Origin of the sequence: Actinobacillus indolicus, from assembly GCF_004519515.1 — a bacterium.
Taxonomy (GTDB): Bacteria; Pseudomonadota; Gammaproteobacteria; order Enterobacterales; family Pasteurellaceae; genus Glaesserella; species Glaesserella indolica_A.
Window position 1 is genome coordinate 1,199,028 of record NZ_CP038145.1, and the last position, 19,285, is coordinate 1,218,312.

Here is a 19,285-nt window from a genome sequence, read left to right on the forward strand (position 1 = left end):
TAATTTGCAGTCCGAATTTCGCATATATGGCTAGATGAATTTTCGTCTGGCCTTTTATGCTTGAATAATGTTAGCTGAATTTGCGTCGTTTTAATTCAGTTAACTAATTGATTTATAAGATGTTGTTATAGATTTATAGATCGACATAACAAGCGGTCACTTTCTTGCAAAATTTTGCAAAGACCGTTCCCCCCTGAGCTAACCTCTGCGGTAGTGATTTTTGACCCTTTGTGTGAACTCAGAAAACGACACCTCGTATCATTTTTTATAATGCCACTTCCTGCCGGTCTTTAGGCGGATTGTGAAAACTCAACCAAACAGAAAATCAGAGGCTATATTTAATGGCATACTCATATTCCGAGAAAAAGCGTATTCGTAAGAGCTTTGGCAAACGCTCACAAGTTCTGAACGTACCTTATCTATTAACAATTCAGCTCGATTCTTTTGATAAATTTATCCAAAGAGATCCTGAAGGACTTCAAGGTTTAGAAGCGGCATTCCGTTCAGTATTCCCGATTGTGAGCAGCAACGGTGCAACTGAATTACAATACGTTTCTTACGAATTAGGCGAACCCGTATTTGATGTGCGTGAGTGCCAAATTCGTGGTACAACCTATGCAGCACCTTTACGTGTAAAACTTCGTCTTGTGACCTTTGACCGCGAAGCGGCAGCAGGCACAGTAAAAGACATCAAAGAGCAAAATGTCTATATGGGCGAAATCCCATTGATGACCGACAACGGTACTTTCGTAATCAACGGTACTGAGCGTGTTATCGTTTCTCAGTTACACCGTAGTCCGGGCGTATTCTTCGATTCTGACAAAGGTAAAACCCACGCTTCAGGTAAAGTGCTTTATAACGCACGCATCATTCCTTACCGTGGTTCTTGGTTAGATTTCGAGTTCGATCCGAAAGACAACCTTTATGCACGTATCGACCGTCGTCGTAAATTACCGGCAACCATTATTCTGCGTGCGTTAGGCTACACCACCGAAGAAATCTTAAATATGTTCTTCGAAACCGTGACTTTCCACATTGAAGACAACAGATTATTGATGACCTTAGTACCTGAGCGTCTTCGTGGTGAAACCGCAGCTTTCGACATTGAAGCAAACGGCAAAGTCTATGTTGAAAGTGGTCGTCGTATTACCGCTCGTCACATTCGTGCATTAGAAAAAGACAATATTACCCAAATCCAAGTGCCGACCGAGTATATCGTTGGTCGTGTGACAGCGAGAGATTACGTTGATCTTTCAACAGGTGAAATTGTTTGCCCAGCAAACAGCGAGATCGGTTTAGAAACCCTTGCAGCATTAGCACAAGCAGGTTACCACGAGATCGAAGTATTATTTACTAACGATCTTGATTACGGTCCGTACATTTCTGAAACCTTGCGTATCGATCCAACTTACGACCGTTTAAGTGCGTTAGTGGAAATCTATCGTATGATGCGTCCAGGTGAGCCACCAACAAAAGAAGCGGCAGAAGCGTTATTTGACAATATGTTCTTCTCAACCGACCGCTATGATCTTTCTGCGGTAGGTCGTATGAAGTTCAACCGTTCTTTAGATATTCCTGAAGGCGTAGGCACAGGTATCTTAAGCAACGATGACATCATCGGTGTAATGAAGAAATTGATCGAAATCCGTAACGGTCGTGGTGAAGTAGATGATATTGACCACTTAGGTAACCGTCGTATCCGCTCAGTGGGCGAGATGGCGGAAAACCAATTCCGTATCGGTTTAGTGCGTGTTGAACGTGCGGTGCGTGAGCGTCTTTCATTAGGCGATTTAGATGGCGTGACTCCACAAGATTTAATCAATGCGAAACCAATTTCTGCGGCAGTGAAAGAGTTCTTCGGTTCATCACAACTTTCGCAATTTATGGACCAAAACAACCCGCTTTCAGAAGTCACCCACAAACGTCGTATTTCAGCGTTAGGTCCAGGCGGTTTAACTCGTGAACGTGCAGGCTTTGAAGTGCGTGACGTACACACCACTCACTATGGTCGCTTATGTCCGATTGAAACCCCAGAGGGTCCAAACATCGGTTTAATTAACTCGCTTTCTGTGTATGCACGTACCAACAACTACGGCTTCTTAGAAACTCCATTCCGTAAAGTCGTGAATGGTCAAGTGACAGAAGAGATCGAATATTTATCAGCGATTGAAGAAGGTGCTTACGTTATCGCACAGGCGAACTCAAACTTAGATGAGAACTTCCGCTTTACCGATACTTATGTGACCTGTCGTGGTGAACACGGTGAGTCTGGTTTATATCGCCCAGAAGAAATTCACTATATGGACGTTTCAACGCAACAAGTGGTTTCTGTGGCGGCAGCATTAATTCCGTTCCTTGAACACGACGATGCGAACCGTGCGTTAATGGGTGCAAACATGCAACGTCAAGCAGTGCCAACATTGCGTGCGGACAAACCATTAGTCGGTACAGGTATGGAAAAACCAATCGCCCTTGACTCAGGTGTTGCGGTGATTGCAAAACGTGGTGGTACTATCCAGTACGTTGATGCTTCTCGTATCGTAGTGAAAGTCAATGAAGATGAAACCGTTGCAGGTGAAGCAGGTATTGATATTTATAACTTAATCAAATATACCCGTTCAAACCAAAACACTTGTATCAACCAAATTCCTTGTGTGAAATTAGGTGAGCCGGTTGGTCGTGGTGAAATCTTAGCTGATGGTCCTTCAACAGATTTAGGTGAGTTGGCGTTAGGTCAAAATATCCGTGTGGCATTTATGCCTTGGAACGGTTATAACTTTGAAGACTCAATGTTAGTCTCTGAGCGTGTAGTACAAGAAGACCGCTTTACTACAATCCACATTCAAGAGTTATCTTGTGTAGCTCGTGATACCAAACTTGGTGCAGAAGAGATCACCGCAGATATTCCAAACGTGGGTGAGTCAGCATTAAGCAAACTGGACGAATCAGGTATCGTATATATCGGTGCGGAAGTGAAAGGCGGTGATATTCTTGTGGGTAAAGTGACACCAAAAGGTGAAACCCAATTAACCCCAGAAGAAAAATTACTCCGTGCGATCTTCGGTGAAAAAGCATCAGATGTTAAAGATAGTTCGCTTCGTGTACCAAACGGCACATCAGGTACCGTTATCGACGTTCAAGTCTTTACCCGTGATGGCGTAGAAAAAGACAAACGTGCGAAAGACATTGAAGAAATTCAATTACGTGAAGCGAAAAAAGACTTAACCGAAGAGTTAGAGATCTTAGAAGCAGGCTTGTTCACCCGTGTTCGCAACCTATTACTTGAAGGTGGCGTTGCACAAGCAACGTTAGATAACCTTGCACGTGAAAAATGGTTGGAACAAACCCTTGATGACGAAGCAAAACAAAACCAACTTGAACAGCTTGCAGAACAGCACGAAGAACTACGCAAAGAGTTTGAACGTAAACTTGAGATCAAACGTAACAAGATCATTCAAGGGGACGATTTAGCACCGGGCGTATTAAAAGTGGTGAAAGTGTATCTTGCGGTGAAACGTCAAATTCAACCTGGGGATAAAATGGCGGGTCGTCACGGTAACAAAGGGGTTATCTCAAAAATTAACCCAGTTGAAGATATGCCGTATGACGAAAACGGTCAGCCAGTTGAGATCGTATTAAACCCACTGGGCGTTCCATCTCGTATGAACATCGGTCAGATCCTTGAAACTCACTTAGGTTTAGCGGCTCGTGGTATCGGTGATCAAATCGACAAGATGATCAAGCAACAGCAAGAGATTGCGAAGTTACGTGAATATATCCAAAAAGCCTATGACTTAGGTCACGGAGCGCAAAGCGTAGATCTCAGCACCTTCTCTGATGAAGAAGTGATGCGTTTAGCACAAAACTTGCGCAAAGGCTTACCGCTTGCAACACCAGTATTTGACGGTGCACACGAAAGCGAGATCAAAGGCTTACTTGAGCTTGGCGGCTTACCGACATCAGGTCAAATTACCTTATATGATGGACGTACCGGTGAGAAATTTGAGCGTCCGGTAACCGTAGGTTATATGTATATGCTCAAATTGAACCACTTAGTTGATGACAAAATGCATGCTCGTTCAACAGGTTCTTATAGTCTTGTTACCCAACAGCCACTCGGTGGTAAAGCACAGTTCGGTGGTCAGCGTTTCGGTGAGATGGAGGTATGGGCATTAGAAGCATACGGTGCTGCTTACACCTTACAAGAAATGCTCACGGTGAAATCGGACGACGTAAACGGTCGTACGAAGATGTACAAAAACATCGTGGACGGTACACACTATATGGAGCCGGGAATGCCAGAATCCTTTAACGTAATCACCAAAGAGATTCGTGCATTAGCAATCGATATGGAGTTGGACGAAGCGTAGTTGATTTTCCCCAAAAAAATTTTCGTAGGGGCGGGGTTTATCCCCGCCCGCAGATGAATTGATATTTTTCGGGTGGGGATAACCCCCACCCCTACGAATTTGAATTAAGCAGGGTAATAAAACGCAACAAGCGGTCAAATCTCGCTAAATGAACAGCCGGGGTGAATTTTGCAAATTTTTGCAACTCTCTCACCGCTTGCAACCAAAGATTTTCAGTTGAAATGGTTTTCCATTTCAAGAACAAAAACCTCAAATCAGGGGCAAAAACGTGAAAGACTTAGTTAAGTTTTTAAAAGCACAATCTAAATCGAACGACGATTTCGATGTGATTAAAATCGGTTTAGCATCACCAGACAAAATCCGTTCTTGGTCGTTTGGTGAAGTCAAAAAACCAGAAACCATCAACTACCGTACATTCAAACCTGAACGTGACGGTCTTTTCTGTGCGCGTATTTTCGGGCCGGTAAAAGATTACGAATGTCTTTGTGGTAAATACAAACGCTTAAAACACCGTGGTGTGATTTGTGAAAAATGTGGTGTTGAAGTCACCCAAACCAAAGTTCGCCGTGACCGTATGGGACACATTGAACTGGCTTGCCCAGTGGCACACATTTGGTTCTTAAAATCACTTCCGTCCCGTATCGGCTTAATCCTTGATATGCCGTTGCGTGATATTGAACGTGTGCTTTATTTTGAAAGCTATGTTGTTATCGAACCGGGTATGACGGATTTAGAGAAAAATCAGTTATTAACCGAAGAACAGTTCTTAGACGCAGAAGAGCGTTGGGGCGACGAGTTTGAAGCGAAAATGGGTGCAGAAGGTATCCAAGCGTTACTCAAAGACTTAGATTTAGAACATCAATGTGAAATGTTGCGTGAAGAGTTACAAGAAACCAACTCAGAAACCAAACGCAAAAAAATCACTAAACGCTTAAAATTACTTGAAGCATTCATTCAATCAGGCAACAAACCTGAATGGATGGTAATGACGGTATTACCTGTACTTCCGCCGGATCTTCGTCCATTAGTTCCGCTTGATGGCGGTCGTTTTGCGACATCGGATCTGAACGATTTATATCGCCGTGTTATTAACCGTAACAACCGTTTAAAACGTCTTTTAGACTTAATCGCACCGGATATTATCGTGCGTAACGAAAAACGTATGTTACAAGAATCGGTTGATGCGTTATTAGATAACGGTCGTCGTGGTCGTGCAATTACGGGTTCTAACAAACGTCCATTAAAATCACTTGCGGATATGATCAAAGGTAAACAAGGTCGCTTCCGTCAAAACTTATTAGGTAAACGTGTAGATTACTCCGGTCGTTCAGTAATCACCGTAGGTCCATACCTACGCTTACACCAATGTGGTTTACCGAAAAAAATGGCGTTGGAATTATTCCGTCCGTTTATCTACTCTAAATTAGAAAGCCGTGGCATTGCTTCAACGATCAAAGCGGCGAAGAAAATGGTAGAGCGTGAAGATCCGATTGTATGGGATATTCTTGCTGAAGTTATCCGTGAACACCCGATCCTGCTTAACCGTGCACCAACACTTCACCGTTTGGGTATCCAAGCGTTTGAACCGTTGTTGATTGAAGGTAAAGCGATCCAGTTACACCCACTTGTGTGTGCGGCGTTCAACGCGGACTTCGACGGTGACCAAATGGCGGTACACGTTCCATTAACGCTTGAAGCACAGTTAGAAGCACGTGCGTTAATGATGTCTACCAACAACGTACTTTCACCGGCAAACGGTGATCCGATTATCGTACCATCTCAGGACGTTGTATTAGGTCTTTACTATATGACCCGTGAGAAAGTAAACGGTAAGGGCGAAGGAATGTACTTCCTTGACCCTCGTGAAGCAGAAAAAGCATACCGTACAGGTCAAGCGGAATTACACTCTCGTGTTAAAGTGCGTATTACCGAATATGAGAAAAACGCAAGCGGTGAGTTTGAAGCAGCAACCAGCTTAGTCGATACCACTATCGGTCGTGCAATCCTATGGATGATTTCACCAAAAGGTATGCCGTTTAAACTATTCAACCAAACTTTAGGCAAAAAAGCGATTTCAAAATTAATCAACGAAAGCTACCGCCGTTTAGGTTTGAAAGAATCAGTTGTATTCGCTGACCAAATTATGTACACAGGTTTTGCCTATGCGGCACGTTCTGGTTCATCTGTTGGTATTGATGATATGGTGATCCCAGCACAGAAATACGAAATTATTTCAGCTGCTGAAGAAGAAGTTGCAGAAATCCAAGAGCAGTTCAACTCAGGTCTTGTAACTGCAGGTGAGCGTTATAACAAAGTGATCGATATTTGGGCGGCTGCAAACGAACGTGTTGCGAAAGCGATGATGGAAAACTTATCCATGGAAGAAGTATTAAACCGTGAAGGTAATCCAGAAAAACAAGCATCATTTAACAGCATCTTTATGATGGCGGATTCAGGTGCGCGTGGTTCTGCGGCACAGATTCGTCAGTTAGCGGGTATGCGTGGCTTGATGGCTCGTCCAGACGGTTCGATCATCGAAACGCCAATTACCGCAAACTTCCGTGAAGGTTTGAACGTTCTTCAGTACTTTATTTCAACCCACGGTGCGCGTAAAGGTCTTGCGGATACGGCATTAAAAACAGCGAACTCAGGTTACTTAACCCGTCGTTTAGTTGATGTGGCACAAGACTTAGTTATCATCGAAGATGACTGTGGTACACACGAAGGTATCGTGATGACTCCACTCATTGAAGGTGGTGATGTAAAAGAAGCATTGCGTGATCGTGTATTAGGTCGTGTGGTAGCTGAAGACGTATTAAAACCAGGTTCAGAAGACGTATTAATCCCACGCAACACCTTAATTGATGAAAAATGGTGTGATGTGATTGACCGTGAATCCGTGGATGTGATCAAAGTACGCTCAGTCGTAACCTGTAACACAGACTTCGGCGTGTGTGCGAAATGTTACGGTCGTGACCTTGCTCGTGGTCACTTAATCAACCAAGGTGAAGCGATCGGTGTTATTGCAGCACAATCAATCGGTGAACCGGGTACACAGTTAACGATGCGTACGTTCCATATCGGTGGTGCGGCATCTGCGGCAGCAAAAGAATCTAGCATTCAAGTGAAAAATGCAGGAACGATCAAACTCACCAATGCGAAATCGGTCACAAACAAAGACGGCAAGTTAGTATTAACTTCTCGTAACACTGAATTAACTGTGGTTGATGCGTTCGGTCGTACCAAAGAGAACTATAAAGTGCCTTACGGTGCGGTGCTTTCAAAAGCAGATGGTGCAGAAGTGAATGCAGGCGAAGTGGTTGCTAACTGGGATCCACATACAATGCCAATCATCTCTGAAGTGAGCGGTTTCATCAAGTTCAGCGACATTGTCGATGGTTTAACCGTAACACGTCAAACCGATGAACTCACAGGTCTTTCATCTGTGGTAGTACAAGATGTGGGTGAGCGTGCAACAGCAGGTAAAGATTTACGTCCGGCATTAAAATTAGTCGATGCACAAGGCAACGATATTTTAATCGCAGGTACCGATGTTGCAGCACAATACTTCTTACCAGGTAAAGCGATTGTTACCTTAAACGACGGTGCAGAAATCTCTGTGGGTGAAGCATTAGCACGTATTCCACAAGAATCCACAGCAACTAAGGATATTACGGGTGGTCTTCCACGCGTTGCAGACTTATTTGAAGCACGTAAACCGAAAGAGCCAGCAATCCTTGCGGAAATTTCAGGTATCGTTTCATTTGGTAAAGAAACCAAAGGAAAACGCCGCTTGTTAATCACTCCAGCAGAGGGCGAAACACACGAAGAAATGATTCCAAAATGGCGTCAGCTCAACGTGTTTGAAGGTGAAATGGTACAACGTGGTGACGTGATTTCTGACGGTGCGGAAACACCACACGACATCTTACGCTTACGTGGTGTTCACGCAGTAACTGATTACATCGTAAACGAAGTGCAAGAAGTTTACCGCTTACAAGGGGTAAAAATTAACGACAAGCACATCGAAGTTATCGTGCGTCAAATGTTGCGTAAAGCCGTGATCACCAATGCTTATGACTCTGAGTTCTTAGAAGGTGAACAAGTAGAGGTAGCTCGTGTGAAAATTGCTAACCGTAAACGTGTTGCTGAAGGTAAACCAGAAGTGGAATTTGAGCGTGAATTACTTGGTATCACCAAAGCATCACTTGCAACAGAATCATTCATTTCTGCGGCATCGTTCCAAGAAACAACTCGTGTGCTTACCGAAGCAGCTGTGGCAGGTAAACGTGACGAATTACGCGGCTTAAAAGAGAACGTTATCGTCGGTCGTCTAATCCCAGCAGGTACAGGTTTTGCATATCACAAAGAACGTGCAAAACGCCGTAGCCTAGATGAAGAAATCAGCGTAGCACAAGCGGCTGTTTCTGCTTCTTCTTTTGCAACCGCAGAAGACATCGAAGCTGAAACCCAAAGCTTTGTTAATGACGAAGCAACCCAAAATCTTGCAGCATTACTAAATGCAGGGTTTGATGGTGATGAAGAGTAATCACTTATAGGTGGGGATTCCCCCCACCATTATTAGAAATGAAAAGCCCCAAATCGAAAGGTTTGGGGCTTTGTTTTATCTTTGGAATAGCAGCTTAATACTTAATCTTGCCACGGCACATAACTGTTGTGCATCATCTCGAATTTCTATTTGCCACACTTGGCTCTCTTTGCCTAAATGTAACGGCATTGCTCTGCCAGTGGCTTTGCCGCTTTTTATCGCTTTTAAATGGCTGATATTCAACTCTGTACCGACAGGAGTTTGGTTTTCTTCACAACAAAGTAACGCAGCTGCAGATCCTAAGGTTTCCGCTAAAGTCGCAGAAATACCGCCGTGTAATAAGCCGAATGGTTGGGTTGTACGGTGATCGACAGGCACGGTCGCTTCTAGGCTATCGTTCTGTTGAGAAGTAAATTCAATGCCTAAATGCGAAATGGCAGAGTGTTGGCAGAGTTGATTAAGTTGCTCAATCGTTGTGTTTTTTTTCCAAATCATTTTTATTTTCCGTATATAGATAAAACAAAAGCCTGTTCAAATAAACAGGCTTTGTGTATAATTTTTCCCAATGTTTTATTGTTTGAACATAATAAAACAGAGGCGGATCTGCTAGACAGTCCGCCAGTTCGCACCTGACGGGCTGTTAATGTAGATCCTAAGTTTATTCAACATAGGATAAAAACTATGAAGAAGTTATTTTTATTTCTCGTCGTTATTCTACTGTGCTTGTTGCTCAAAGGTGACACAACTGGAATAATGTAGCAGATAACGCTGGCAAGGGGCGACGGCAATCGTCCCTTGTTTTTATTTTATGCCTATTTTTTATCTAGGTCAAATCACTTCCAACAATGCTTGCATAGGGTGTTTGAGTAGCTGATGTTCCATTCGTTTCACTTGGCTACGGCAAGAGTAACCGGTGGCAAGGCAACGAGATAAGGTTTTGCCTTGTAACTTCACTTGCCACGATTGTGCGTAAATCCCTTTTGACATTGCAAGGTGCTTGGTTTCGTGTCCGAACGTGCCTGCCATTCCGCAACAGCCGATATTTTCCGCCGTTAAGGTTTCGCCGAAATGTGCGAAAATCTGTTGCCACTCTTTCAAGCTGTTTGGCAGCGAGGTGCTTTCGGTACAGTGTGCAAATAAATGCCACGGCAAGCGGTCGGTTTCGGCTGATTTTTTGCAATGGTCGAGAGTGCCGTTTTTCAGTTGAGCCAACAGCCATTCGTGAGCCAGCAACACCTTAAATTCGCCACAGTCGTCTTTTAAAATTTGGCGATATTCTTCGCGGTAAATCAAGGTTAAGGCAGGATCAACGCCAACCATTGCAATGCCTAATTTGGCAACACGGTTTAACAATTCGGCTTGCGTGCGAGCTGTGTTGGCAAACTTGTGCAAAAAGCCTTTGATATGTTGTGCTTTGCCCGTTGGATTGAACGGCAACACAATCGCTTTGAAGCCGAGTTTTTGGGCGAGCTGAACAAAATCCGCCACCACTTTGGCATCGTAATAAGAGGTGAACGGATCTTGCACTACAAGGACATATTTGCAAATTTCTGCGTCTAACTGACCGCTTGTCGCAAGCTGTTCCAGTTCTTCTAAGGTTTTGCCTTGATAGCCGATTTCAACTAACTGTTGCTGTAAGGTCGGCACGGATAACGCCGGTAGATCGACCATTCCGATGGTTTTGCTTGCAACGGTTTCAGCCAGTTTGTTGGCACTGAAGAAGTTAAACAACTTCGGCTGTTTCGCCATTAGCGGTGCGATAAATTCGAGGTTTGCCACCACATAATCTTTCAGTGGTCGCAGATAACGGCGGTGATAGAGTTCATTAAATTGTGAGCGGAACGTCGGCACATCAATTTTTATCGGGCATTGGCTGGCACAGGCTTTACAAGCAAGGCAAGTGTCCATTGCCGATTTCACTTCGTGGGAAAAATCATACTCTTGCGATTTTCGCCACTGATTGCGGATTTTCTTAGCAAAATCGACTAATTTCGCCGACGTTTGCTGTTTTTCAAAGATTAATTCATCTGGGGAAACATTTTGTTCCGACAGTAAACGTAGCCATTCACGCACTAACGCTGCTCGCCCTTTCGGTGAAAACAGACGGTTGCCCGACACTTTCATTGACGGACACATTGTACTGTGTACATCAAAATTGAAGCACAAACCGTTGCCGTTGCAATTCATTGCCCCTTTAAAGGCTTCTCGCACTTGAATAGGAATTTGTCTGTCGAGATCGGCACGCATTTGTGAGTTAATCGGGTAAAGGCTGGCTTGGCTGTCTAATGGCGTACAGATTTTGCCTGGGTTCAAACGGTTTTGCGGATCGAAAAGCTGTTTGATGTAACGCAGCTCTTTCCATAAAGTTTCGCCGAAGAACCGTTCGCCATAGGCAGAACGCATACCTTTGCCGTGTTCACCCCAAATCAAACCGCCGTATTTCGCCGTCAATTCAACCACTTGGTCGGAAATTGCTTTGAATTTGGCAACCTGTGCTTTGTCGCATAAGTCAAGGGCTGGGCGAACGTGCAACACCCCTGCATCAACGTGTCCGAACATACCGTAATCTAAGCCGTGTTCATCGAGCAGTCGGCGAAATTCCACGATATAATCAGCCAGATGTTCAGGCGGTACGCAGGTGTCTTCCACGAAAGCGATAGGTTTCGCCCAACCTTTTGCATTGCCCAGCAAACCCACCGCTTTTTTCCGCATTGCATAAATTTTTTCAATCGAAGCCAAGTCGTTGCAAAGTTGGTAGCCGATGATACCGCTTGTGCCGTCTTGGATTTTTTTATCTAGAGCTTGGCACAGCTTGGCAATCCGCTCTTCATTCTGAGCTTTATCGTTGGAAGCATACTCAACAATGTTAATCCCCAAAATCGGATTGTGTTCATCTTCGGTGAGTAAATCCGACACCGAATGCCACACAATATCTTGTTTGGCAAGGTTCAGCACTTTGGAGTCCACCGTTTCCACCGATAAGGCTTGGGCTTGTAGCATAAAAGGGGCGGAACGTAACGCCGCATCAAAGGAATTATATTTAATGTTAATCAGCGTACGGTATTCAGGAAGAGGAAGAAGATTGAGTTTGGCTTCACAAATAAAGGCAAGCGAGCCTTCAGAACCCGTGAGAATACGGGTTAAATTAAATTCGGAGAGATCGTCGTTAAACACATTTTTCAGATCATAACCCGTCAAAAATCGGTTCAGTTGCGGTAGCTCTTTTAGCACAGTCGGGCGTAATGCTTGGCAACGCTCGAAGATCTCGCTATGTAATTTTTTGCCATTTGCCGTGAGATTGAGCTTTTCGAGATTTGCAGAAAAATCGTCGGTTTTGACCGCTTGTGTTTCCAAAATATCGCCGTTCATCAACACCGCTTTAATCGCCAAGATATGATCGGACGTTTTGCCGTATTGCAACGAACCTTGCCCCGATGCGTCTGTGTTGATCATTCCGCCTAAGGTGGCTCGGTTACTGGTCGAAAGTTCGGGCGAAAAGAATAGCCCGTGCGGTTTGAGAAATTGATTAAGCTGATCTTTCACCACGCCGGCTTGCACTCGCACCCAACGCTCTTGCACATTCAGTTCCAAAATTTGAGTTAGATGGCGAGAGAGATCGACAATAATATTGTTGTTCAGCGACTGCCCGTTCGTACCGGTACCTGCACCACGCGGTGTAAAGGTTAAGGCTTGGAATGCGGTTTTCTGTGCCAGCTTGGTTAAAATCACCACATCGGCAACGGATTTCGGAAACAAAATCGCTTGAGGCAGTTGCTGATAAACGCTGTTGTCGGTAGCAAGAGAAAGGCGATCAGCATAATTGGAAGCAATATCACCGCTGAAGTGTTGCTGTTTGAGTTCAGCTAGATATTGCTGAACTAACGGATTAAGTTGGGGTATGTTTGCAAGGCGTGGGATCATAGTCATTGTTATTCAATTATTAAAGTGTTAACTAAATATTAGCAAGATTTTCAATGAATGAAATATCTTCGGTTTTAATTGACAAAAACTTAATATTAAATGGATTATTTACAATTTATTACGATTTTGGTGGAACTTATGATTGATTTTAGCAAATTTTATAAGGATAATTTAGAAATTCTTGGCTTTAGGGGTAGTGGTAACTTAGAGACTAGAATATAGCATTTTAGCTATGACAGAACTTTTGAATAAAAGTTCTCTTGTTTTTAGGATTTTTCCTAGTAGAATATATCCCGAAATTCATGCTACTCATTTTCTATATGAGTAGAAAATTTGAGACCTATATCTATTGATTAGATACTAGGAAGTTTATTTAAATCTCGATGACGATTATAGAGGATCATCAAATGAAAAAATCAGTAATCGCTTTAGCTGTTTCAGGCTTAGCATTAGCTTCAGTTGCAAACGCAGCTCCACAAGCAAATACTTTCTACGCAGGTGCAAAAGCAGGTTGGGCTTCATTCCATGATGGTATCCAACAATTAGATGCTAAACACGGTGGTAAATTCGGTATCAACAAAAATTCTGTAACTTACGGAGTTTTTGGTGGTTACCAAATCATTGATAACTTAGCAGTTGAGTTAGGTTATGACTACTATGGTCGTGTTCGTGGTACTAATAAACAAGGTACAGATAGAGATATTAACTCTTTCAAACACACAGCACACGGTGCTAACTTAGCGTTAAAAGGTAACTATGCAATCATCGATGGTTTAGATACTTATGCTAAAGTAGGTGTTGCATTAGTTCGTAACGACTACTATGTTCAAAACTCAGTAGCTAAAGCAGATCGTACTAAAGATCACCGTTTCCAAACATCATTACTTTTAGGTGCTGGTGTTGAATACGCAATTACTCCAGAATTAGCAGCACGTGTTGAATACCAATGGTTAAACAATGCAGGTAAAGCTGGTGCAGAATTATTAAATAAAGCTGGTGCAGAATTATTAAATAAAGCTGGTGCAACTGACTACCGTCCAGATATCAGCTCTGTATCTGCAGGTTTAACATACCGCTTCGGTCAAGGTGCAGCTCCAGTAGCAGCGCCAGAAGTTGTAACTAAAAACTTCGCATTTAGCTCAGATGTATTATTTGACTTCGGTAAAGCAAGCTTAAAACCAGCAGCAGCTCAAGCGTTAGATGCAGCTCATACTGAAATCAATGGTTTAGGTTTAGCAAATCCAGCGGTACAAGTAAATGGTTACACAGACCGTATCGGTAAAGAAGCATCAAACTTAAAACTTTCACAACGTCGTGCAGAAACAGTAGCAAACTACATCGTTTCTAAAGGTGTAAACCCAGCGAACGTAACAGCAGTAGGTTACGGTGAAGCAAACCCAGTAACAGGCAACACATGTGACGCAGTTAAAGGTCGTAAAGCATTAATCGCTTGCTTAGCACCAGATCGTCGCGTTGAAATCCAAGTTCAAGGTTCAAAAGAAGTTTCTATGTAATCACTTCTTAAGCTTATATGCTTAAAAAATGCCCGTTTTTACGGGCGTTTTTCTTCTATATTAGAAATAATTATTTTTGGGGCTGTAGTAGATTAGCACTTATGCTATACTACAAACATGAAGATAACTCGTTGTAAATTAAGTAAAAAAGTTCAAATAAAACTGCTTGAATTTTTTGTTGCACAAGTTACTGCTAGAACAGCAAGTGATTTGCTTGGCATTCAGCACAATTCAGCAGCTTTATTTTACCGCAAAATCAGACTTGTGATAGAATATAATCTCAACCTTGAAGCTCACACTTTGTTTGATGGCGAAGTAGAGCTTGATGAAAGCTACTTCGGTGGCATTCGCAAAGGCAAGCGAGGTCGTGGAGCTGGTGGCAAAACAGCTGTATTTGGTCTTTTGAAGCGTAATGGCAAGGTTTATACTGTTGTTGTAAAAGATACCAAGCAAAGTACCTTAATGCCTATCATCTCAAGCAAAATCAAGCCAGATAGCATCGTTTACACAGATGGTTACAGAAGCTATAATGCTCTTGATGTGAGTGAGTTTAAACACTTTCGCATCAATCATTCCAAAGAGTTTGTCAAAGATCACAACCACATCAATGGCATTGAAAATTTCTGGTCTCAAGCCAAACGAGTACTTAGAAAATACAATGGCATTGACAAGAAAAACTTCCATCTTTTTATCAAAGAATGTGAGTTTAGATTTAACTACAGCACACCATCTAATCAGCTTAAAATATTGAGAAAATGGTGTGGGATTTAGACCTTATCTACTACAGCCCCTTATTTTTTTTGAATAATTTTATTGATATAATTTAAACACTTATATGAAGTTATTTCTCTTTAAAAGAGAGTAAGTATGTGTGCGTAAATTATTATTTTGCGTAATTTTTTATTCTATGACGTTTAGATGAGGATCATCAAAATGAAAAAATCTGTAATTGCAGTAGCAGTATCTGGTCTAGCTTTAGCTTCAGTAGTTAATGCGGCACCACAACAAAATACTTTCTACGCAGGTGCTAACGTGGGTTGGTCATCATTCCACGATGGTATCAAACAATTAGATGCTAAACACGGTGGTAAATATGGTATCAACCGTAATGGTGTAACTTACGGTGTATTCGCTGGTTACCAAATTCTTAACCAAGCAAATGTTGGATTGGCAGCAGAAATTGGTTATGAGCGTTTTGGTCGTGTTCGTGGTACTGAAGAGAAAGTTGCTGGTGGTAAAGACAAACAAACTTTTAAACACTCAGCTCACGGTACAGTAATTAGCTTAAAACCAAGCTACGAAGTTGCTCCTAACTTAGATGTATTTGGTCGTGTTGGTATTGCATTAGTGAACAACCGTTATAAAACAGTAGATCTTCAAACTCATGTTCCTACAAAAACATCTCGTTTCCAAAGCTCATTAGTTTTAGGTGCAGGTGTTGAATACGCAATTCTTCCAGAATTAGCGGTAAACGTTGAGTACCAATGGTTAAACAATTTAGGCAAAGCAAGCCAAGCAACTCTTAACCGTATGGGCGCATCAGACTACCGTCCAGACTTAAGTGCGGTTAAAGCAGGCGTTTCTTACCGCTTCGGTCAAGGTGCTGCACCAGTTGCTCCTGAAGTTGTAACTAAAAACTTCGCATTCAGCTCAGATGTATTATTTGACTTCGGTAAAGCGAACTTAAAACCAGCAGCAGCTCAAGCATTAGACGCAGCTCATACTGAAATTTCTGGTTTAGGTTTAGCTAACCCAGCGGTACAAGTAAATGGTTACACAGACCGTATCGGTAAAGAAGCATCAAACTTAAAACTTTCACAACGTCGTGCAGAAACAGTAGCTAACTACATCGTTTCTAAAGGTGTAAACCCGGCGAACGTAACAGCAGTAGGTTACGGTGAAGCAAACCCAGTAACTGGCAACACATGTGACGCAGTTAAAGGTCGTAAAGCATTAATCGCTTGCTTAGCACCAGATCGTCGTGTTGAAATCCAAGTTCAAGGTTCAAAAGAAGTTTCTATGTAATGACTTCTTAAGCCGAAAAGCTTAGTAAAATGCCCGCTTGATGCGGGCATTTTACTTTCTATTTTAATAATGCTTTTAAATTTGCTTTCATCTTATCCACTTGTTCAGCATAAATCTGTTTCTTCTCTAATTCATCAATCAAATAATGAATGGTTTCAGATAAAGTCAGATCCATTTCTGTGGCTTGCTTAGAAAGGCGTTGCCAGCTGGCGTATTCTAAATCTATAGATTTTTTACGGGTCGATTGCTTTTCGGCATTGAAAAAACGCTTGCGTCTTGCTCGAATTGATTGACGCATTTTCTTGCGTTGTTCAGATGTCATTTCCGCTTTAATCCATTGCTCGATTTCTTCGGGCGAGTTTTGTAAGGTGGTTAATAATTGAACTTTCAATTCGATCAAGCTCTGTTCTTCGTATTTGGTGATATTTTCGCCTTCACGATATTTTTTCAGCAAGTATTTCCATTTCCAACTTGCTTCTTGAATTTCAAGTTTTTGGTATCGCATTTTGCCTCCGAATTATTTGTGAAGTATAGCGTAATTATAGGTATAATGAAGCAAATTTCTATGAAGAGGCAAATTTGTGCAAGTATCCCCATTATCGTTGCAATCATTAAGCGTTCACTATCCTTTTAAACAGACCGATCAAGCGGTGAGATTTTTGGATTTTCAACAAAATACACAACAGGCAATGCAACAATTTGCCTTAAGTGAATTTGGTTCGGCACTCATTTTGAAAACGGAACTATTTCCTGAATTTTTAAATGAAATCACGGACTATTTTGAAAATTTACATTGCCAAACGGTGCTAAAAACAGAATTTAATCGCCAAAGTTTATTTGGATATAGCCTTTATTTAGAAAAAGAAAATCAGATTAAAACGGTGGCAGGGGCGATTGAGCAAGCTCATCAGGGTATTCTTATTTTAAATGTGAGTGCATTATTATTAGACATTGTGCAATGGGATAAATTAAAACAAGCTCTGTTATTTGGGCAGTTTGATCCTATTATTGCAGGTAAATTACCTGAAGCAATTATGCCTATTCAATCTCAATTCAAATTGATATTAGTAGGTAGTAGAGATGATATTGCAACTTTGCATAATTATGATGAAGATTTATATCAATTTTGCCAATATGCTGAAATCGAGTCGTATTTGAATATTGATGAAGAAAATAGCGAACAATGGGGAAGCTATATTCAATCTTCAACCAAAAAATATCTAAATAGAACCTTTTCTAAAACAGGTTTAAATCAGCTTTTACATTATTATATTCGTGAAAGTGAAAATCAAACATTAATTTCTATTTCACCGACATTATTAAAAAAACATTTATTAGGATTACAACATTTTTATCCAAAACAAACCCAATTTAACCATATTCAAGATTATTTTGATTATTTAGAAAAACAGTCTGGCGTATTAAATAAATTTGTTTTAAATGATATTTTAAATCATCAGCTTTATATTGAAACGGAAGAAGAAACTATCGGGCAAATTAACGGCTTATCTGTGGTCGAGTTTGATGGTGTTCCCCATAGTTTTGGTGAGCCATTACGCATTAGCTGTAACGTGCAATATGGTGATGGAGAAATTCACGATATTGAACGCAAAGTGGAGCTAGGGGGCAATATTCACTCTAAAGGGATTATTATCGCTCAATCTTGCTTGGCAAATTTACTGGAATTACCGACACAGCTTCCGTTTTCAGCGTCCGTTGCCTTTGAGCAATCTTATGGTGAAATTGATGGGGATAGTTCATCGTTAGCCATTTTCTGCGTGCTTATCAGTGCCTTAACCAAGTTACCATTGCCACAATCCCTTGCGGTGACAGGGGCGATTGACCAATTTGGGAATGTGTTAAGCGTAGGGGGCGTTAATCAGAAAATTGAAGGCTTTTTCAATGTTTGTGAAGCAAGGGAATTAACGGGGAAACAAGGGGTTATTATTCCAGCGGTATGCGTTTCCCATTTGAGCTTAAAACCTGCGGTATTATCGGCGATTGAAGCTGGAAAATTTCATATTTGGGCAGTCGAAGATGTCTTTGAAGCCTTACAAATTCTGTTACAGCACCTGTTTTATGATGAAGATCTGCCTGAAAACAGTGAGAAAAAATCCATTTTTGCGTTAGTTCATCAAGGGATCGAACAGAGCGAAAATGAAGACGCAAGCGGTTCGATTTTCCAAAAAATTCGCAAACTGTTAAAGGGGCACTGATCCGACAAGTCAGCTTACAACTGTTCGCTATTTTAAAAGTCTGTTAAGATGTATTTATCAAGCAAACGCAACATAAACCGTCAATAACGGACTTTTCCACTTTATTACAGGAACAAAATAATGAACACTTGTACACCCAACATCAAACCAAGTTATGATTACAACGATCTTTTAGCGTCAGGACGAGGCGAACTTTTTGGTAGCGAAGGTCCACAACTGCCAGCACCGTCAATGCTGATGATGGACAGAATTACCAAAATCACCGACAAAGAAGGTCTGTTTGAGAAAGGGTATATTGAAGCGGAATTAGATATTAACCAAGATCTGCCTTTCTTTGGCTGTCACTTTATCGGCGATCCTGTAATGCCGGGTTGCTTAGGCTTAGACGCAATGTGGCAACTGGTTGGCTTTTACTTAGGCTGGGTCGGCGGTAAAGGCAAGGGCAGAGCCTTAGGGGTTGGCGAAGTGAAATTTACGGGGCAAATTCTACCGACAGCTAAAAAAGTGATTTATCGTATCAATATGAAACGTGTGATCAACCGTAAGCTCGTGATGGGGCTTGCTGATGGCGAAGTCGAAGTTGATGGCAGAATTATTTATACTGCCACAGACTTAAAAGTGGGTCTATTCCAAGATACAACATCTTTCTAATTTTTCGATCTGTGTCGAAAAAATAAAAATTGCCGATTT

At 41.9% G+C, this 19,285-nt stretch carries 10 protein-coding genes; 7 read left to right on the top strand and 3 right to left on the bottom strand.

Translation table 11 applies throughout. The annotated features are described in order from the left end of the window. Positions 1 to 341 precede the first annotated feature (341 nt). Both rpoB and rpoC read left to right on the top strand, forming a co-directional pair. Positions 342 to 4,370 carry a DNA-directed RNA polymerase subunit beta gene (rpoB, locus tag EXH44_RS05920; protein ID WP_162856658.1) on the top strand — a complete coding sequence of 1,343 codons (4,029 nt, stop codon included), beginning with the start codon at positions 342 to 344 and terminating at the stop codon, positions 4,368 to 4,370. A 268-nt stretch (positions 4,371 to 4,638) separates the two neighbouring features. Continuing rightward, complete coding sequence (rpoC, locus tag EXH44_RS05925; RefSeq protein ID WP_162856659.1) at positions 4,639 to 8,919, top strand: DNA-directed RNA polymerase subunit beta'; 4,281 nt, start codon at positions 4,639 to 4,641, stop codon at positions 8,917 to 8,919. A 75-nt stretch (positions 8,920 to 8,994) separates the two neighbouring features. Here the strand turns inward: rpoC and EXH44_RS05930 are convergent, their stop codons facing one another. Together EXH44_RS05930 and ydiJ are read right to left on the bottom strand one after the other, a co-directional pair. Then, positions 8,995 to 9,414, bottom strand: a complete 420-nt coding sequence (locus EXH44_RS05930) for a hotdog fold thioesterase (RefSeq protein WP_162856660.1) — start codon at positions 9,412 to 9,414, stop codon at positions 8,995 to 8,997. Between the two features lie 333 nt (positions 9,415 to 9,747). Further along, positions 9,748 to 12,840: a D-2-hydroxyglutarate dehydrogenase YdiJ gene (gene ydiJ / locus EXH44_RS05935; protein WP_162857533.1), complete on the bottom strand. Its 3,093-nt coding sequence runs from the start codon at positions 12,838 to 12,840 to the stop codon at positions 9,748 to 9,750. Between the two features lie 407 nt (positions 12,841 to 13,247). On the opposite strand from ydiJ, the gene ompA (EXH44_RS05940) reads away from it, so the two are divergent. From ompA (EXH44_RS05940) to ompA (EXH44_RS05950), 3 genes are all read left to right on the top strand, one after another. Next, complete coding sequence (gene ompA / locus EXH44_RS05940) at positions 13,248 to 14,354, top strand: porin OmpA (RefSeq protein WP_162856661.1); 1,107 nt, start codon at positions 13,248 to 13,250, stop codon at positions 14,352 to 14,354. A gap of 117 nt (positions 14,355 to 14,471) precedes the next feature. Beyond that, positions 14,472 to 15,125: an IS1595 family transposase gene (locus tag EXH44_RS05945; protein WP_162856388.1), complete on the top strand. Its 654-nt coding sequence runs from the start codon at positions 14,472 to 14,474 to the stop codon at positions 15,123 to 15,125. Between the two features lie 162 nt (positions 15,126 to 15,287). After that, on the top strand, positions 15,288 to 16,379 hold the full coding sequence (ompA, locus tag EXH44_RS05950) for a porin OmpA (RefSeq protein WP_162856662.1): 1,092 nt from the start codon (positions 15,288 to 15,290) through the stop codon (positions 16,377 to 16,379). A gap of 58 nt (positions 16,380 to 16,437) precedes the next feature. Here the strand turns inward: ompA (EXH44_RS05950) and matP are convergent, their stop codons facing one another. Then, complete coding sequence (gene matP / locus EXH44_RS05955; RefSeq protein WP_162856663.1) at positions 16,438 to 16,884, bottom strand: macrodomain Ter protein MatP; 447 nt, start codon at positions 16,882 to 16,884, stop codon at positions 16,438 to 16,440. Between the two features lie 76 nt (positions 16,885 to 16,960). On the opposite strand from matP, the gene EXH44_RS05960 reads away from it, so the two are divergent. Next, on the top strand, positions 16,961 to 18,595 hold the full coding sequence (locus EXH44_RS05960) for an AAA family ATPase (RefSeq protein ID WP_162856664.1): 1,635 nt from the start codon (positions 16,961 to 16,963) through the stop codon (positions 18,593 to 18,595). A 120-nt stretch (positions 18,596 to 18,715) separates the two neighbouring features. Then, a complete protein-coding gene (gene fabA / locus EXH44_RS05965) occupies positions 18,716 to 19,246 on the top strand; it encodes a bifunctional 3-hydroxydecanoyl-ACP dehydratase/trans-2-decenoyl-ACP isomerase (protein WP_010785985.1) in 531 nt (176 codons plus the stop codon). Positions 19,247 to 19,285 lie beyond the last annotated feature (39 nt).